Genomic DNA, 18,701 nt, shown 5'->3' with positions numbered 1-18,701 from the left:
GGGGATACGCGAAATAGCGCATCCCCATTTTGGAGGTTTCTCTTTTTTAATCATCGCCAGACTTCGTATCATCCGGCGTCTTCGTATTTGCCTGCAGCTTATCAATAAAGCTCTTCGCACTGTTCGCACGTTTTGTCTTTGGAAATTTATCTATAATTTCCTGAAAATTGTCAATCGCATTCTGGGTATCCCCTTTATTACGATAAGAATGAGCAAGAAGGTTGAGCACCGTGTAATCATTGTCCTTGATCTCCTTTGCCCTGGTCAACTTATCGATTGCCATGTCATAATCCTCTTTATCGAAGGCTTCCTGACCTGCTGATTTCAGCTGTGTGAACATCGTAGTCTGCACACTTGCATAAATCTTATCGTAGATTTCCTTTGCATCCACAGACAACAGTTCCGTGTTCATCCCCTCAAGAGCATTTGCTGCCAGATCATATTTTTCATCCGTGTAAGCAGAATTCGCCTTCATCAGGTTCTCATATGCAGTGGTCTTTTCGTTGGCATCATTGATCTGTTGCTGTGCTGATGCCACCGTGTCATTTGACTTTTTGATCTGATCATTCAGATCTGAAATCTGAGTTTTCTGACCTGCCATCGTGTTGCTGTACTCAACGATCTTCTCATTCGCGTTACGGTTAATTCCCTGTTTGATAGACGGAATCAACAGAAACCAGACCATCAGCCCTCCCACAATCAGCCCCAGCCCGATATTAAGGAGCGTTGCCGCCATGGATGTCTCGCGAAACGTCGGTGGCTGAATCACAGTCACACTGTCCTGCTGAATCTGCTCCTTTGGTGCCTGCTCTCCCTTTTGCCGTCGGAAAAGTTTTCTCGGCTCAAGACTGGTCACAGTACCTGTCTGCTCGTCCACTTCCTTTAAAAAGCGCAGAGACGTTGCATTCGTCTTATCAATTCTCATAGCCTTTTTCAATATTCTCCTGGCCTTTTCATACTCTTCTCTCTTCAGATAGATCAAAGCCAGAAGGTGGTAACCCTTGATCAGTTTGGGATTCTGGTACAAGATTTTCCTCAGCTGAATCGCCGCAACATCTTCATTCCCCTCGTGGCAGCATTTTAATGCAATATTAAATTTTTTTATGGTCTGGTTAATCATATCAAGTTTTGCCGGTTCAGACTGTAGTTTCTGAATATAATCCGTAGCCGCATTGTTATCCGGCATGATATTCTTGCTGATAATCCATTCACTTAAGGCAGATACTGCCTCTCCTGTTTCAAAATAGACAAGTCCCAGAAGATTTCTGGCCGGGATATTCAACTTATTGAATTTGAGGCTTCTTTTCAGCAGTTCAATAGCCCCGGACAAATCACGAATCTGGGCTTTATCCAATCCCTGGTTATAATATTGAACAGAAAGCTGCAGAGAATGCATCTGAACCTCAAGATCAAAGCCACACTCAGGACAAATCTTGGCATCATGAACCACCGCACCACAATTCATACATTTCATCTTATGTCTGCTCCTTCGTATCCTGATCGTAGTTCATGTCATGATTCATCTTCAGCATCTCTTTTAATATATCTATGACATCTGTCAGATCCCTGCTGTATATAGCGTCTTCCACTTCATCCACATCCAGCAGCGGTTTAAATTTTTTTAGCTCTTCCTCGTAATTAATCATATATCCTCCAACTGTAAGACTTCTCGTTACCTACCGGTTTCGGTTGTTCAGATAATCTTTCACTTCTCCGACAAGATATAAAGAGCCGACACAGAACAACATGCCTCCCTTTCTCTTATGATTTGCGGTTTCGAAGGCCGCTCCCACATTCGAACAGGCCGAGACATCCTGACATCCAAGCTCTGCGAATACAGCTGCAAGCTCTTTAGCAGATACGATCCTGTTTCCCGAAATCTGTGTTGTCACTACATGCTGCGGATGTATTCCCTCTACAATCTCCCGAATCATACTTTGATACCGTTTATCACGGACCGCCGAGAAAAGAAGCGTGACTTCACCTTCACTTTTAAAATCATTTACTGTCTTTACAAATTCTGCAATTCCATCTTCATTGTGAGCACCGTCTATGATCACTCCGGGAAGCACCGTCTCCATCCTGCCGGGCCATCTGGATTTGGCAATTCCATGGATCAGGTTTTCACGCGAAATATGATGAACATTCTCAAGCTTTTTCATGGTAAGATATGCCAGTGACGCATTCATCATCTGATACTTTGCTATGTAAGGAATCTGTAAGGTCACTTTCTCCTTTTCAAATGAAAATTCAAACGTAATCCCGTCTCTTCCCTGCTTTTTCACAGTATACATGGATGATACCAATTCATATGCCGGACTTTTAAGCTCTTTGGCCCTTGCCGCAATCACGCAGGCAGCCTCCCTCTTATGTCCATCATAAATTACCGGCACATGTGGTTTGATAATCCCCGCCTTTTCGGCCGCGATCTTCGGAATTGTATCTCCCAGATACTCCATATGATCTTTGCTGATCGAAGTGATCACACAGGCAAGCGGTCTCTTTACCGTGTTAGTTGCATCAAGCCGGCCGCCCATCCCGGTCTCAAGGATCACATATTCGACATCTTCTTTGTCAAAAATGTACATCCCCATCAAAAAAAGCATCTCAAAATAAGTTGGGTGCGCCTCTTTCTGTACAATAAACTGATCAATGATTTTTTTTAGCTCTGTAAACGCCTCAAGAAACAATTCATCACTTACTTTTCTATTGTTGATCATAAATCGCTCGTTAATCTTAACCAAATGCGGTGACGTAAACATGCCACAGCGGTAACCCCCTTCCATCAACATAGCATTCAGATAAGAGCATACGCTTCCTTTCCCATTCGTTCCGGCTACATGTATGATCTTGAACTTTTCTTCTGGACTGCCCATACGCCGCAGCAGTTCTCTTGTGTGATCTAAAGAATTCTTCTTGGTAAATTTGGGTATCTCATCTATATATTCAACAGCTTCTGCGTAATTCAAAATATTCCACCACTTTATTCATAGTTGGGCCGCTTAAAGTGCGGCCCCTGTTCATTATGATACTTCTAGTGATGGAATATGTCTATAGTTTTTTAGAGTTTTTCTTCGACACTTTTCTGGTTTGTGTCATTTTTTAAGGTTTTTTCAATTATCTTCCATTTTTGTCTCGTCTGCGGGTTCTTCGGAAGTGTCGTGTGCCTCTTTTGACGGATCCGGATCCCCAGTCCCAGTCGCCTGCGGCGTCTTGGAAGGAAGCGTCATATCGTTTTCGGCATCTGGAGCCTGATATATGACAGCTGCACTTCGAGACAGTACTCTTCTCGTCGAAGAGTTACTCTGCTGCGCAATATCAACTTTGTCGCCATTTTTCAGGTCCAGATCTTTAATCAAGAACTGAGTGTTACTGACAGGGCGTGTATCTTCGAGCATCTTATCATTGATCTCTAACCTGCTCGACGCCGTAAAGTTCTCACCCGTAATCGAATACGTGTCATCTGAGATTTTCTCCACTTTGTCAATCGTAATCGGAAGTACACCAAGTGTCATAGGGTTCTTCTTATATGGACTCTTTCCGCCATAAGCGTACTTTTTTCCGTAAAGCAGATCATACTGTAGTGCTTCCAGATCCACCTGGTAATTTTTTGTATTCCTGCGTGTCTGATGAAATCCTAAAACTGTTCCGTCATGGATTCCAATGCGGTTAAATACCTCCGCTGCTACCTGGTAGGAGGACAGATTCTTGTCTTGCTTCTTTAATCCAAAATTATCCCACATCACGTATTCTGTCTGGAAGAGATAACGATTCTCCATATCCTTAGTCTCAAGTCCCATCGTCGGCAGATGATCGCCGTACATCACAAGCACTACCGGTTCCGGGTATTTCGACAGTGTATCTGTCAATTCTTTTATAAAATTATCCATCTCATGAATTTGATTGACATAATATTCCCAGGAATAGTTATTCTTTTCTTTGTTCTCCGCACCGGTAACTGTAATTTCCGGATTGCTAAGTATCGGCTCCGTCGGATAATCGCCGTGCCCCTGTACAGAGATCGTGTATACGTAATCCGGCCCATCGGTTGCATCCATGGCCTTTACAATTTCATCCGTCAAAATATGATCCTTCACCCAACCATTCTCATTCGTATCTGAGATATCCGGCATATACTCCTCGGAGGTAAAGGAATCAAATCCTAGCATCGGAAATATCGACTTTCTGGCATAGAAGTTCGCCTCATTGTTATGAATTGCATGTGTCGAGTACCCAAGATTTTTTAACACGAACGGAGCGCTTTCACAAGTGCTTTGTTTTAAAATCGTCTTATAGGGATATTCGCCCGGTCCGAAATAATGAAGGCTCATCCCCGTGATCGCTTCAAATTCTGTATTCGCCGTTCCCGCTCCGACAGCAGGCACACGGAAATAACCTGAGGAATAGTCTTTCATCAGCTGTCTGAAAATAGGAATCGGATCCTCCGAGAGATTCAGGAAATTGACTTGTTCCGGATCAAAGAAGGATTCCAGCTGCAAAAAGACGATATTGGGCTGTTGTTCCATCTGTGTATCCGGATGATCACCTTCACTTTTTATGATATTGTCCATCAGTTCTTCGGAATAACCATTTGGCTCAGAAATTCCAGTATCAAAGATGGTCACTCCAAGGCAATACGGAAAGCCATAATCCTGATAGGCAAATGCGATATTACCAAAATAGTTGGAAAGAACTCGCTTTTCAAGCGCAAGTTTCGTAGTCCCCACAAAGAGAAGTGCCGTTACAACGACCAGTGCGATATTGACCGGCCAGTGGATTTTTCCTTTGAATTTTGGTCCTTTGATTCCAAGCCATATCAGGAGAAACACTCCGATAATCAATAATATGATAACAACAACCAATAGAGCAGGCGATAGATAGTTATTCACGATCTTTGTGGCATCACTTAAAAGTTTCAAATCCGGGCCGGTAAACGGAGTAACACGATTGGCTAAAATCACACCATTCACGATACCGAGAAGCAGCCACAATGCTCCTATCGTCACTCGAACTAGCGTTCTTCTTCGAAACAGATATACAATAATCGAAGTAGTAAAAATCAAAAATGAATTATACAAAAATACCCATGGACGGCTCGTCATAAAATCCCAGGCCTGTACAAAGGAATGGCGGGAAATCGCTTCTATCACAAAATAAAGCAGGCAGCAGGCCAGAGCCTGTAAAATTATGGAAACCCTATTACAGAATATACTTATCTTCTGCCAGTTAATTTTTTTCAGTAACTTCATTCTAATCTCCTCACAGGATCATTCTTTCAGGATAGCTGTGCCAGCCGTTCCTTCACTTGATCCATCATTTGCCGATAATTCTCCAGTTTATCTCTTTCTTCCTGAACTTTAGCTTCAGGTGCTCTGTTCAGAAACTTTTCATTGCCAAGCATGCCATGTGAACGTGCAATCTCTTTTTTAAGACGCTGCTCTTCTTTTCTCAAACGTTCGATCTCTTTTTCAATATCTACGAGCTCTGCGAAAGGAATATAGATTGTCGCATTCGGAATCACGGCGGAGAGTGCATCATCCGCGATACCATCTCTGTTCTCACGTACTAACACCTCACTGGCTCCGCCTAGGGAAGTAAAGAAGATCTTACCGTTCATAAAGACATCGCGAATCTTCTCGTTCTCAGATACAACATATACCGATGCCTTTTTGCTCGGGGGAACATTCATCTCGCTCCTCACCGTGCGAATCTGGCGAACTGCCTCCTTGATAATTTCAACAGCTTCCTCATCATCCCGGTAATTCCATTCATCCTTGTACTTCGGCCATGATGAAGTCATAATGGATTCCTCCCCTGGATTTAGAGTACAGTAAATCTCCTCTGTAATAAAAGGCATATAAGGATGAAGCAGTTTCAGTGCATCGCAAAGAACGGTCTTTAATGTCCAAAGTGCAGCCGCCTTTGATGTATCGTTTTCGCTGTAAAGACGCGGTTTCACCATCTCGATATACCAATCGCAAAACTCTTCCCATATGAAATCATAAACTTTTTGCACCGCAACTCCAAGCTCAAACTTCTCAAGATTATCTGTCACTTCCCGGGTCAGTGTATTTACTTTACTTAAGATCCACTTGTCGGCACTTGTCAGCTCGCTGTTCCTGATTGTATCGGGCAATTCAGCTTTTTCGAGATTCATCATGATAAATCTGGAAGCATTCCATACTTTATTCGCAAAATTGCGGTTTACTTCTACACGCTCCCAGTAGAAACGCATGTCATTTCCCGGTGCATTTCCTGTAATCAGCGTCATGCGAAGAGCATCGGCACCATACTTGTCAATCACCTCAAGTGGGTCAATGCCATTTCCGAGAGATTTGCTCATCTTTCTCCCCTCGGAATCGCGAACCAGTCCATGCATCAGAACATGGTCGAACGGCACCTGTCCAGTCTGTTCAATTCCGGAAAACACCATGCGGATCACCCAGAAAAAGATAATATCATAACCCGTAATCAAGACATTCGTGGGATAGAAATATTCAAGTTCTGGTGTCTTGTCCGGCCATCCAAGTGTTGAAAACGGCCACAGTGCTGAGCTGAACCACGTATCCAGGGTGTCCGGATCCTGAGTGAAATGTGTACATCCACAATTTTCACAAGCGTCCGGCGCCCCGTCCTTCTTCACGACTACTTCACCACAGTCATCACAGTAATATGCAGGAATCCGATGGCCCCACCAGAGTTGTCTGGAGATACACCAGTCATGAATGTTATCAAGCCAGTTCAGATATGTCTTGTCGAAACGTTCCGGAACAAAGTTAAGTTCTCCGTTATTCAAGGCATCTTTCGCCGCTTTTGCCATCTCATCCATCTTTACGAACCACTGAGGTTTCACCATCGGCTCCACAGTTGTATGACAGCGGTCATGTGTTCCAACCGCGTGTACATGCTCCACCGTCTTCACGAGAAGTCCTTCCTTTTTCAGATCCTCGATCATTGCCTTTCTGGCCTCGTAGCGGTCCATCCCGGCGTATTTTCCACAACGCTCATTCATTGTTCCGTCATCATTTAAGATATTGATTTCTTCCAGATTGTGACGTTTTCCGACTTCGAAATCATTGGGATCATGAGCCGGTGTAATCTTTACGCAGCCTGTTCCAAACTCTTTATCAACATACTCATCTTTCACAACCGGAATCTCACGGTCAGTAAGCGGCAGTTTCAGCATTTTCCCGATCAGATCCTGGTATCTCTCATCGGTTGGATTCACTGCAACGGCAGTATCCCCCAACATCGTCTCCGGACGGGTGGTCGCAATCTCCACAAAACGGCCTTCTTCTCCCACAATCGGGTAATGAATATGCCAGAAATGTCCATTTTGATCTTCATGTTCTACCTCAGCATCCGAAAGTGACGTCTGACAGACCGGACACCAATTGATGATTCTTGAACCTTTATAGATGTAGCCCTTTTCATACAGTCTTACAAAAACTTCCTCGACAGCCTTGGAACAGCCTTCGTCCATAGTGAAGCGTTCTCTCTCCCAATCTGCAGAAGATCCCAGCTTCTTGAGCTGTTCCACGATACGGTCTCCATACTTTTCTTTCCACTCCCAGCAGTATTTCAGAAATTCATCGCGGCCGATTTCCTCTTTGTCGATGCCTTTATCGCGCAGCATGTTCGTCACCTTGACTTCTGTGGCGATTGCAGCATGATCAGTGCCCGGCTGCCACAAAGTCTCATATCCTTGCATTCTTTTAAAGCGCGCAATGATATCCTGCATGGTATTATCCAGTGCATGACCCATATGCAGCTGGCCGGTCACATTCGGCGGAGGCATCACGATGGTAAACGGTTTCTTATCTGGGTTTACCTTTGCATGAAAATACCCCTTATCCATCCATTTTTGATATAATCTGTCTTCGAGACCTTTTGGATCATAGGTCTTGGCAAGCTCTTTACTCATCTCTTTCTCCTTTACAATAACGTCAAATGGGAACAAAATATGTGCCAGACGCGCAATCTTGTTCCCACTCATTACTGTAACAGGTCATGACCGCGGTCTTACACCAAAAGGGCGGAAAACTCCGCGGTACCACCTTTGTTTATCTCTCATTATTGTCTATTAACGGGGACAACCGGAAATGCCTACACAATCAGGCTTTACAATTCGCCTGTCTTTGGCATCTCAGTTCAAAAGCTACCTTCCGCAGCTTGCCCTCCGGACGATCTTACAGCCGGCGAATCATCCTCTCTTAGGCGGCAGGTACTGCGTACTCCTCTTTCTCAACACTTTTATATTTGTTTATCATAGAAGACTTTTTTTTATTTGTCAAGAGTTCTTTCGGTCCTTCACTATTTTAACAGAAACATTCTGCATTCTCTAAACTTTCTTGACACATTTCACTCGTAGTGCTATGATATGTTTATGTATAAATTTCATATCAGCATTCTGAGTGCATCACGATGTAGTGGTGAAAAGGGAATCTGGGTGTAAATCCCAAGCGATCCGGTCACTGTAAGCAGAAAGCAGGGCGCAGAATCCATTGTACTTTTGTATGAGAAGGAGCGTCAGGCGTTGATCTGTAAGCCAGGAAACCTGCTCAGTCTGTCAAAGGTTGAAGCTTCCGAGCAAAGTTTTCCATCTATCCATTCGATATGGAATACCCGATTAGGGACGTTTAATCCTAACGGGACCTTGGAGCGGAATTTATGCATTGCATGAAACGGCAGGGTGAATACTTCCACTGTTCATGCACCTGTATATTCCCGATCACTTCCTCCGCAATTAGTGATTTGGAGTTTCCGCTTGCAGTGTGTATGACAGGGAAGCTATTCTCCCGATATAAAAATCCCAAGAGCCTGGAAAGGCTCTTTTTTTATTCTCGATCACTTGAAGTAAATTCCTCTTATGAATAGATGTTGGGGTCAAAAGTAATTTGACCCCTATGATACACGGATTACTCCGCACTTGGGACCCTGGTATCATGAATATTGACTATTATATAACTTCGCATAAAACCCATCTTCCTTCAAAAGTTTTTCATGAGTTCCCTGTTCTATGACATCTCCATCTTTGATCACCAGAATCTTGTCGGCATTCTTGATTGTGGACAGGCGGTGCGCAACGACAAAATTGGTACGATTCTTCATCAGAAGAGCCATCGCCTCCTGGATCTTAAATTCTGTACGTGAGTCTACGTTTGAAGTTGCCTCGTCGAGGATCAACATTCGGCTTTTTGGCAGCATCGCGCGGGCTATCGTAATCAGCTGTTTCTGACCCTTTGATATATTGACACCATCGTCAGACAATATGGTCTGATATCCATCCGGCAGATGTTCGATATAAGAGTGGATTCTTGCGGCTTTTGCGGCGGCAATCACCTCATCCATCGTTGCATCTTCATTTCCGTAGATGATATTATCCAATATTGTTCCATAAAAAAGCCATGTATCCTGCAACACCATCGTATAACAACCACGCAGGCTGTCCCTTGTCATATCACGTATTTCATTCCCATCGACGAAGATCTCTCCCTCATTCACATCGTAAAACCGCATCAGAAGATTGATAATGGTGGTTTTCCCGGCGCCCGTAGGGCCCACAATTGCCACCGTCTGGCCCGGTCTTGCATCGATCGACAGACCGTGAATGATCGTTTTGTCTGGGTTATATCCAAACTTGACATCATCTAATTCAACCTCACCTGCGGCGTCTGTAAGTTCCTTTGCCCCTGGCTTATCTGCCTTCTCAGGTTCTTCATCGATGATACGGAAGATTCGTTCAGAGGCCGTTAAGGTCGACTGGAATTCGCTGATGATATTGGCGAATTCATTGATTGGTCCGGTGAATCTTCTGGAATACATCACAAACTGGGTGACCCCGCCGATTGTTATAAACCAGATAGAGCCTGCTGCAACCGTATTACTCTGTGATAAGAGGTAAAGAATCCCTCCAAATATCATAATCAGCGAAAGGGACAGGTTATTGATAAAATTGACCGTCGGGCCAATCATGGCACCATAATATTCGGCATCATAATAGGCATCTACCGCTTCTTTATTTCTCTGATCAAATCTGTCTGTGATTACTTTTGCTCTGTCGTAGACACCAATTGTCTTCGCACCGGAGAGCATCTCCTCCGCATAACCGTTCAGCTCTCCGAGTTTGCGTGAACGCTTGCGAAACAGGGGATGTATCTTTTTCGCTTTCACCCTGGTAAAGATTACAGAAATCGGAACGGTAACGGCAAATACGAGTATCAGAGGTTTTGATATTTTAATCATAAAATACAGTGCTGCAAAGACCGTATATACACTGGCGAGCACTTGTACCAAATCGGAAGACAAGGTTTCATTAACCGTATCAACATCATAAGATATACGGCTGATGATATCACCGGTCGTATGTGTATCGAAATAAGATATTGGAAGGGTTGTCAGATTCTCAAACAGCTGTTTTCTCATTCGGTAAGTAATTCTCTGGCTCAGATTTACCATGCAAAAATTCAGCAGATAAGCGAACATCGCTGCTAGCACATAGCAGATGAGCATCCGCCAGAAACTTTGCATGACGATATCCATCTGCACCCCCCTCTCATCCGAGATAGCATCAATCGCATTTCCCAGAAACCTGGGACCCAAAAGAGCAAGATAGTTTGATGAAACAGCCAAAAGGACAGACATAAGCACAAGCGGCCACTGATCCATCATATATCCGATCAGCCGCTGTAAGATATGAGACTTTTTTTGTTTTGCCCCGTCTTCTTGTTTTTTCTCACTCAACAAAATTTCCTCCCATCTGCGATTCACTGATCTCCCGATATACCTCACATGTTTTCATCAGATGTTCATGATCACCCAGTCCCAGAATCTTTCCCTCCTCCAGAACAAGAATCTGATCACAGCTCTTAACCGAGCTGACTCTCTGCGCAACTATAATCTGTGTTGCATCATTGTGATGTCTGGCGATCGCCTGTCTAAGTGCCGCATCCGTCTTGTAGTCCAAGGCTGAGGAGGAATCGTCCAAAATCAGGATATCCGGATCTGCCGCAAGTGCCCGGGCAATCAGAATTCTCTGTTTCTGACCACCGGAGAGATTTGTCGCCTTCTGATTCAATACATACGTATATCCTTTGGAAAATGACATGATAAAATCATCCGCCTGTGCTATTTTCGCGGCACGGACAACGCTCTCATGAGGAAGATCTCGTCCGAAGCTGATGTTTTCTTCAATCGTATCTGAATACAAGAAATCATTCTGCATGGCGATGCCAAAGATATGATGAAGTTCCTCTTCCGGTATTGTGCGGATATCGCGCCCTTTGATCCTTACAGCTCCTGAGTCCACATCGTAGAGACGCATAATCAGATTGATCAGCGTCGTCTTTCCACTTCCTGTGGCACCAATAATTCCAAGTGATGATCTGCGGGGCAGAGAAAATGATATATGCTGAAGTGTTTCCTTGCTATTTGGATATGCAAATGAGACGTCGTCAAGGACAAGATAGCCTTCTTCATTTATAGGGGGGTATTTCTTTTCGGAAAGTGGTGTCAGCCCCATCGGCGCATCCACAACCTCCTTGATTCGAATCGCGGACGCAGAGAACTTTGTATACATCATAAACATACGCGTAACAGAGATCAGTGCAGTCGAAATCATGGTGAAATACTGTGTAAATGCCACAATCTTTCCCGGCTGTGTCTGGCGTCCCATTACACGGTAAGCCCCGAGCAGCACTACAAAGATGATGCCAAGATTCATCAGTAAATCCATAATCGGATTTGCCGATCCCATGACAAGGCCTGCTTTTCTCTCAGCACGAACCAATTTCTGGTTGACTTGATCATATCTTTGGTGTTCTTTCTTTACTTTAGATAATGCCTTGATTACACGGATTCCCTGAGAATCCTCCCGGACAACACGGATCATGTTGTCTACGGCCTTCTGTACTCCCGTATAGAGCCTTACGCCAATTCTCGAGACAAACAGTGTAACCAGAAAGATTGCCGGAAGAACCCCGAACATGACAAGTGACAGATACGAATCCATGACAAGCGTCACAATCATCCCACCGAAGAGCAAAATCGGAGCCCGTACACCCAGGCGCTGAATTCTGTTGATAAAATTCTGAACATTATAAGTGTCCGTGGTAATCCTTGACTCAAGTGAAGGGATTGTAAAGGTATCAATCTGGTGGCCGGACAGGGTCATCGTGCGATAGAACAGATCATGGCGGACATTTTCCGTGCAGTCCCTGGAAACTTTCGATGCCATACGGTTGGCTTTAACATTGCATGCAAGCGCGAGCAACGCAAAAAAAATCATCAGGCAGCCCCACAGAACAATCATCGAGATCCGCCCGTCTGATTTAACAATTTCATCAAGTATGTAACTTAGAATATAGGGCAAAGCCAGTTCAGACATCGTGCCAATCGTCTTGATAAAAAGACCGACCAGCATGATACCTGCAAACGGCTTCACGTATCGATATAAAAACTTCATTATAATCCTTCCGAAATCATCAAACAGTTAGTTAATATTTATTGTAGACTGAAAGGACCAGTATGTCAATTCTTGATCATATCTTATTACGTCTTTCTAATTTTATGAGTCTTTTTGTAAACTCCTGCTATAAACAATACATTTAGCAGAAAAGTCAGGATGCAAAGCCAGAATCCTGGCTCTTTCGGCTGTACTCCTATAATAAAAAGGCAGAATATCGAAAGAACACAGCAGAGAATGGAAGCAGACAGATAGGGTTTTGCCTGAGTGATCACTAACTCATCAAGTTCTGTCAATCCCTGATAAGACTCCTCTTTATCCTTCATGATTGTCCTCCTTCCTTGAAGCCTGATAAAGTGAAAACGGCGGCAGTTCCGCTATTCGATGGCATGCAGCCATAGAAAAACCATGTTTCTCCATAACCGGTTTCTTTTCTTTACAGATTTCTTTACAGTAAGGACAGCGGTTGTGAAAACGACAGCCATGAGGAATTCCCTCCTCGATCTCTTCCATAGTCTTAATATTGGTCTCCCTGGGTTGCCTTGCAACCCTCGGATCCGGGATCGGCACAGCAGCAAGCAGAGCACGAAGATAGGGATGCTGTGGATTCGAAAGCACCTCCTGCAGATTCCCGGTTTCAACGATCTGCCCCAGATACATCACTGCAATTCTTCCATTTTGCCCCACATAACGTGCCGTTGCCAGGTCATGTGTAATGTAGGTAATTGCAATGTTGTCCCTCTGGTTTAATATTGCAAGTAGGTTCAGCACGGAAACGCGAAGCGATACATCAATCATGGAAACCGGCTCATCGGCGAGAAGGAGTTCAGGATTCATGGAAATTGCGCGTGCAATCAACATACGCTGTCTCTGCCCTCCGGAAAGCTGATGTGGGTATTTCTGCAGAAAGTTTTCTGGCGGTGTCAGTTCAACGGTATTTAGAAAATGAGAGACTTTTTCCTCGACGTTTTTCTTGTCGGAATACTTTTTAATTACAAGCGGATCTCCAAGTGTTTTAATCATCCTGCGCATCGGATTTAAGGAGGCATAGGAATCCTGCTGCACCATCTGTATCCTGCTTCGGTACTCCTCCCTTTGCTCCTGATTCATTTTCGGCACCTGAGTGCCCTTGAAAAATACCTTACCCGAGGTCGGCTGTACGATGCCGGCGATCACATTCGCCATAGTTGTCTTCCCGCTTCCGCTCTCCCCTACGAGAACGACGACTTCCCCTGGATAGATAGACAGATTAATATCATGCAGTGCGTTTACATAGTCTGCTTTCTTGAACAGTCCGGCCTTTTTCTTGAAATTGACCTCTACGTGTGAAAGTTCTACAATCGGTGCTGTTTTTTCCATCACCTGCCCTCCTTCCCAATATCGGCTCTGTGACAAGCCGCCAGATGCTCTTCCCCGACAACCTTAAGTTTCGGCTCTTCGCTTTGGCACCGGTCATAACAGTAAGGACATCGGTCGGCAAAGATACATCCTTCGTGATGCTTCATGAGATCTGGAGCAGAGCCCGGAATCGCAACACGTTCCTTTAATTCCCCAACGAGAGAAGGTGCCGCCTTGATCAGCATCTGTGTGTAGGGATGCAGTGGGCTTTCAAACATCGTGAAAATATCCCCCATCTCGACAATTCGTCCACCATACATCACGGCCATATAATCGCAGACTCTCGCAACGATTGCGATGTCATGGGTGGAGAGCAGCATGGTGTTATGGGTCTGGTCGTGCATTTGTTTAATAAGGGTAAATATGTAATCCTGTGTAATGACGTCGAGCGCTGTCGTCGGTTCATCGAGCAGAAGAACAGGCGGATCGAGCAGCTGCGCAAATGCAATCATCACTCTCTGTTTCATCCCGCCGGAAAGCTCATGAGGATAGGATCTTAAGATGCGTTCTGGTTCCAGTTTCACCTGCTTTAAAAGTTTTCTGGAAATCTCCATCATCTCTTTATTACTTATGTTCTTTCGGTGAGCCATAATTGTTTCCGCAAACTGTTCCTGGATGGTCATTGAGGGGTTTAAAGAGTTCTGAGCCGCCTGAAAAACCATAGCTATCTCATTCCACCGAAACCTTCTCAGCTTCTCATCGGAAAGTTTCAAAACATCTTGATTCTCGAAAAAAATTTTGCCCTGTGTGATCTCACCCGGCGTCGATACCGAGCGGAGAATAGCACTTGTGAGCGTTGTTTTCCCACTGCCGCTTTCCCCGACAAGCCCTGTCATCTTATGTGCCGGAAGTTCAAAGTCCAGATGATAGACTGCGCGGAGATCCCCGCCTGACAGCAAAAAGTCAACACACAAATCTTCTATTTTTAAACTGATCTCCCCGAAAACATCTGATTTCATACTACTTGTTATCTGTTCTTTAGGCGGCATTCGGACTTATCCTCCTTTTATTTTTTTTGGCACTTGCGGCAGAACGCAGTCTCGGATTCAGTGCCTCATCCAGGCCATTTGCGAAGAAGATAAGAGACATCTGCAGGAGCACAAACGCCAAAGTCGGAACCAGCATATTGAAGATTCCCGCTGTGTTCATTCCGCTTGCCGCCTGTGCTGTGGCGTTGGAGAGGATAATCGACCAGTGTGTGACATCATAGGGAGCCATCCCTAACATCATCAGCGCAACACTGGATGCTATAGCTGCATTCGTGTTCAGTACAAATGTCGATGCCAGATAAGAAGTCACATTTGGCAGAATTTCTTTAAATATGATATACCACTGGGGCATACCCATAATCCTGTCAACAAGGACGAACTCTCTCTGCTTTAGAGAAAGGATCGTCGACCTGACATTTCTTGCAAGCTGTGCCCAGCTTAAAATTGCAAGAACTACCGCCAGCATAACGGTACTTTTGATCGGAAAGACAACAGCGATAATCAGCTGAATCGGAAAAATCGGTACACTGATCAAAATCTGCGCCACTAGTGATATAATTCGATCTACAACACCTCCCGCAAAACCGGCGAGGGCTCCCAAAAAGAAGCCCAATGCCACAGTGAAAAGCGATGCCAGAAGTCCAATGTACAGCACCGATTTTGTTCCATGAACGATCTGCTGAAACAGATCATTTCCCACATAATCTGTTCCCAGGGGGTGAGAAAGTGAAGGCATCTGATAACGGTTTTCGAAATCCGTCCCCAGATCCAGCGGCACAACCTTTGTCCCTACTGTTGCTGTAAGAATAAAGAAAATAAGAATAATCATTCCGACGAAAGCCTGTTTGTTTTGATACATCGTCTTGAAAAACGATTTGATTGTATTCATTATTCCCCTCCTTATTAGTCCTCAGCTTTTACACGCGGATCAAGTTTCGGTAAAAGCAGATCTACCACAAGACTTGCCACAACCGTTGCAGTTGTCGTAATCAGAAGAATTCCCTGGCAGACAGTAAAATCACGGTTTCCAAGGGCTGCGCCGAGCTGTGATCCGATTCCCGGATAGGCAAATGGTCCTTCCATATAGGTTGCGCCTCCAAGCATAGACCCAAAACTGATTGCCAGTGAGGTATAAAGGGGCAGGGATGCATTCTTTTTCACATATTTATTCCGTATCCTTTTACTCGAGATTCCCCGGGAATATGCGGCGGAGACATAGTCCTCAGCCATAACACTGACACAACTTCCTTTCATGTTCATCACCCAGGTATTGATCTGTGTACAGGTATAGGCAAACACCGGCAGCACCGCATGCCAGAGCATATCTTTGATAAATGTGAAGTTAAATCCCGGGGTCAGATTCGAAGAATAAGCCCCCTGGATCGGAAACCACCTCAGTCCAAATGCAAAGATAGCCAGGACGAGTGTCGGCACAAGTGCCGGCGGAATTGCATTTACAATTGTTGTATACCCAGCAATCAGAGCACTCACCACAGATTTTCGTTTCCATGCCATAATACTTCCCAGCCATGTGCCCAGTAAGTAACTTAGTATGAGTGCAATCGAAACCAGAAACAGTGTCCACGGCATATAGTAACCAATAATTGAAGTGACTTTTACCGTATAATTCGACATGGAATTCCCCATATCGCCCCGCAGAAGAGCGCCATAGTAGCGCTTCATCTGCGAAAGGATCGGTTCCTTCGGATCATAGTTATATCGGCTGACAACCAGTTTTCTGGCTTCCTCCAGTGGAATTCCTCTCTCGACTGCCATATCACGTGCCTTTGCGGTGAAGATATCACCCGGCATGAGGCGAAACAGTACAAAAGTCAGAATAGAACAAAGTATAATAGTCAGGATAGCCATGCCGATCTTGTTTATATAGTATCGGGATTTCATTTGCCCTCCTCCTTGTCTTCGGGCGGCTGCAGCATCCACATTTTACGAATATATCCAGACTGTCCGATATTTAGGTTACGAACCTGGATATCCTCTTCCTCAGTTTCTGCAATTGGCATCCATCTGTCGTCTGTCAGTTTATCCAGCATGGGGAGCCCGGAAACATACTTCATATTTTCCCAGTAACCTGTCGTGTTCTGGAAGAAGTTGATGCCGAAAGCATTTTCGTTTGTCGCCCAGATCATTCTCTCATAATGGTCCTTGTTGACATTCTCATCGCTCTCGCGCAGCATGCCCTGTGTCCATGCCCATGGGTTAAACTTGTTCCCATCCCAGTCTTCCAATTCCAGAGTGGAAAGTTTACGATTCTCATCAAATGGAAAATTCATCTTCTTAAACATTCCATTTCCCGCATCGAAGAACTCAGACAGGCTGAAGAACGGATGGCTGAAAGTCCATGCAATATTCATCCAGTCAAAGCTCATGTCAAACTGATGCTCATCATCAGCTGCTTTTCCATACATGCTGCCATCCATCGCTTTTACCTCACAGTCAATGCCAAACTTTTTAAACTGGTTTGCCAGTGCAGGTGCAATCAGTGTGGCAACATACCATCCCTTATCAATTCCGACCACCATCTTCATCGGTTTTCCCTCGGGGCTAAGCCACTCATCGCCCTTCTTGGTGCAGCCGATACTTTCGAGCAGTTCTGCCGCTTTATCGTGATCTGTAGAATAATTTCTCATCTTATCAATGACTTCCGGGCTCAGATATTTTTCAAGCATCGAAGGCGGAATAACAGTCGTAGAATATGGATTAGTATCTGACTGGTAGGATCCGATATCACGGATTGCCTCACGATCCACAATATAGTTTAGAGCCTGGCGGAATTCCTTCTTATCGAGCGGAACTCTCTCAGACTTTGTATTAAAATAAACTCCCATACATGCCGGATCCTTCATAGGATAATAGATCACATTCTTGTTGGACGAGAGAACTTTCTCTGTCATATCCTTTGGCAGTGTTCCGTCCATTGCATAGATGTCTTCGTTCATCATCATGTTAGCCTTCGTCTCGCCCGTTGTCTTTTTGATGATGACTTTGTCAAAGAGTCTTACATCTTTATTCCAATAATACTTATTTGGAATCAATGTCGCCTCGTTCATGGTATGTCCCAATACATTCACATAGGGACCGGTTCCGATCACATAATGTTCCTTTTCTTCATGGTGTGTGTACTGTTTATATACATCATCGATTTTCGCAGCTGTCTTTGGGTCCGCCGTCCGGTCTTTCCCCCACGGGGCTTTCACGCCTTCATCAATCTGTTTCTGAGTAAGATCCGGAAGCTGTGCCCAAAGGTTGCTCAACTCATCTGCATATTTTCCATAAATATGGTAAGGACATCTCGCATGATGAATCTCTCTTGTGATCAGCATGGTTCGAAGCTGCTCCGACGGCGCAGGCTCTCTCCAGACAAATTCAACTGTAAAATCGTCCGGTGTCTCCACGCTCTCAAGATACTCTACCGGAGTGTTTGGATTGATCGCATAAAATGCCCAGATGTCTTTACTTGTAAAAGGCTCTCCATCGTTATATTTCACATCCGGCCGGAGTTTAAAGATTGTCTTATTCCCCTCGTTCGTGTAACTCTCGGCCAGCTGCATCTGAATATCATCAGTTCCTCGCTGATAGCGCATCAGTCCCTCATAGGCGAGATCTCCGAAATTTCCAGTTCCGGCCTCAGAATGCTGGTTCGCAATAAAGGTTGCCGGATCCGGAATTGCTCCTTCTGTGATATAGACCTTTTCACCTTTTTTGACCTCTGTTTTTGCGGATGTTGTTGCCGTTGTCTCTTCTCCCGGAGGCGGTCCCCCACACGCCGCCAGACCAAAAAGCAGACAAGTTGTCATTAAAATGGAAATCGCTCTCTTTTTCATCATGTCATA

13 protein-coding genes, 1 riboswitch and 1 other annotated feature are annotated in these 18,701 nt (G+C 44.7%); all 13 genes read right to left on the bottom strand.

Annotated elements, in window-relative coordinates; translation table 11 throughout:
• Nucleotides 1–46: 46 nt before the first annotated feature.
• Nucleotides 47–1,474 carry a tetratricopeptide repeat protein gene (locus tag INP51_RS01880; RefSeq protein WP_193736068.1) on the bottom strand — a complete coding sequence of 476 codons (1,428 nt, stop codon included), beginning with the start codon at nucleotides 1,472–1,474 and terminating at the stop codon, nucleotides 47–49.
• Between the two features lies 1 nt (nucleotide 1,475).
• A complete protein-coding gene (locus INP51_RS01875) occupies nucleotides 1,476–1,646 on the bottom strand; it encodes a hypothetical protein (RefSeq protein WP_193736067.1) in 171 nt (56 codons plus the stop codon).
• Between the two features lie 30 nt (nucleotides 1,647–1,676).
• On the bottom strand, nucleotides 1,677–2,969 hold the full coding sequence (locus INP51_RS01870; protein WP_193736066.1) for a bifunctional folylpolyglutamate synthase/dihydrofolate synthase: 1,293 nt from the start codon (nucleotides 2,967–2,969) through the stop codon (nucleotides 1,677–1,679).
• Nucleotides 2,970–3,113: 144 nt separating this feature from the next.
• Nucleotides 3,114–5,249 (bottom strand): LTA synthase family protein, encoded by a 2,136-nt coding sequence (locus INP51_RS01865; protein WP_193736065.1) that lies wholly within the window; start codon nucleotides 5,247–5,249, stop codon nucleotides 3,114–3,116.
• A gap of 26 nt (nucleotides 5,250–5,275) precedes the next feature.
• Entirely contained in the window at nucleotides 5,276–7,924 is a 2,649-nt protein-coding gene (locus tag INP51_RS01860; protein ID WP_193737200.1) for a valine--tRNA ligase, read from the bottom strand.
• Nucleotides 7,925–8,028: 104 nt separating this feature from the next.
• Nucleotides 8,029–8,257 (bottom strand) — a binding site (T-box leader).
• A 138-nt stretch (nucleotides 8,258–8,395) separates the two neighbouring features.
• A riboswitch (cobalamin riboswitch) is annotated at nucleotides 8,396–8,579 on the top strand.
• A 364-nt stretch (nucleotides 8,580–8,943) separates the two neighbouring features.
• Nucleotides 8,944–10,743, bottom strand: coding sequence for an ABC transporter ATP-binding protein (locus INP51_RS01855; protein ID WP_230406851.1), 1,800 nt, complete (start codon nucleotides 10,741–10,743; stop codon nucleotides 8,944–8,946).
• On the bottom strand, nucleotides 10,736–12,463 hold the full coding sequence (locus tag INP51_RS01850) for an ABC transporter ATP-binding protein (RefSeq protein WP_193736064.1): 1,728 nt from the start codon (nucleotides 12,461–12,463) through the stop codon (nucleotides 10,736–10,738). Before INP51_RS01850 ends, INP51_RS01855 begins: the two co-directional genes overlap by 8 nt.
• A gap of 86 nt (nucleotides 12,464–12,549) precedes the next feature.
• Nucleotides 12,550–12,789, bottom strand: coding sequence for a hypothetical protein (locus INP51_RS01845; RefSeq protein ID WP_193736063.1), 240 nt, complete (start codon nucleotides 12,787–12,789; stop codon nucleotides 12,550–12,552).
• Nucleotides 12,779–13,822 (bottom strand): ABC transporter ATP-binding protein, encoded by a 1,044-nt coding sequence (locus INP51_RS01840; protein WP_193736062.1) that lies wholly within the window; start codon nucleotides 13,820–13,822, stop codon nucleotides 12,779–12,781. The genes INP51_RS01845 and INP51_RS01840 overlap by 11 nt, the downstream gene beginning before the upstream one ends.
• A complete protein-coding gene (locus INP51_RS01835) occupies nucleotides 13,822–14,850 on the bottom strand; it encodes an ABC transporter ATP-binding protein (RefSeq protein WP_193736061.1) in 1,029 nt (342 codons plus the stop codon). Before INP51_RS01835 ends, INP51_RS01840 begins: the two co-directional genes overlap by 1 nt.
• Entirely contained in the window at nucleotides 14,840–15,739 is a 900-nt protein-coding gene (locus INP51_RS01830) for an ABC transporter permease (RefSeq protein WP_193736060.1), read from the bottom strand. The genes INP51_RS01835 and INP51_RS01830 overlap by 11 nt, the downstream gene beginning before the upstream one ends.
• Nucleotides 15,740–15,753: 14 nt before the next feature.
• Nucleotides 15,754–16,752 (bottom strand): ABC transporter permease, encoded by a 999-nt coding sequence (locus tag INP51_RS01825; RefSeq protein ID WP_193736059.1) that lies wholly within the window; start codon nucleotides 16,750–16,752, stop codon nucleotides 15,754–15,756.
• On the bottom strand, nucleotides 16,749–18,695 hold the full coding sequence (locus INP51_RS01820; protein ID WP_193736058.1) for an ABC transporter substrate-binding protein: 1,947 nt from the start codon (nucleotides 18,693–18,695) through the stop codon (nucleotides 16,749–16,751). The genes INP51_RS01825 and INP51_RS01820 overlap by 4 nt, the downstream gene beginning before the upstream one ends.
• Nucleotides 18,696–18,701: the final 6 nt, after the last annotated feature.

This window comes from Blautia liquoris (assembly GCF_015159595.1).
Lineage (GTDB): Bacteria > Bacillota > Clostridia > Lachnospirales > Lachnospiraceae > Novisyntrophococcus > Novisyntrophococcus liquoris.
Note: the sequence above shows the minus strand (reverse complement) of the source record. Positions and strands in the feature narration are given on the sequence as shown.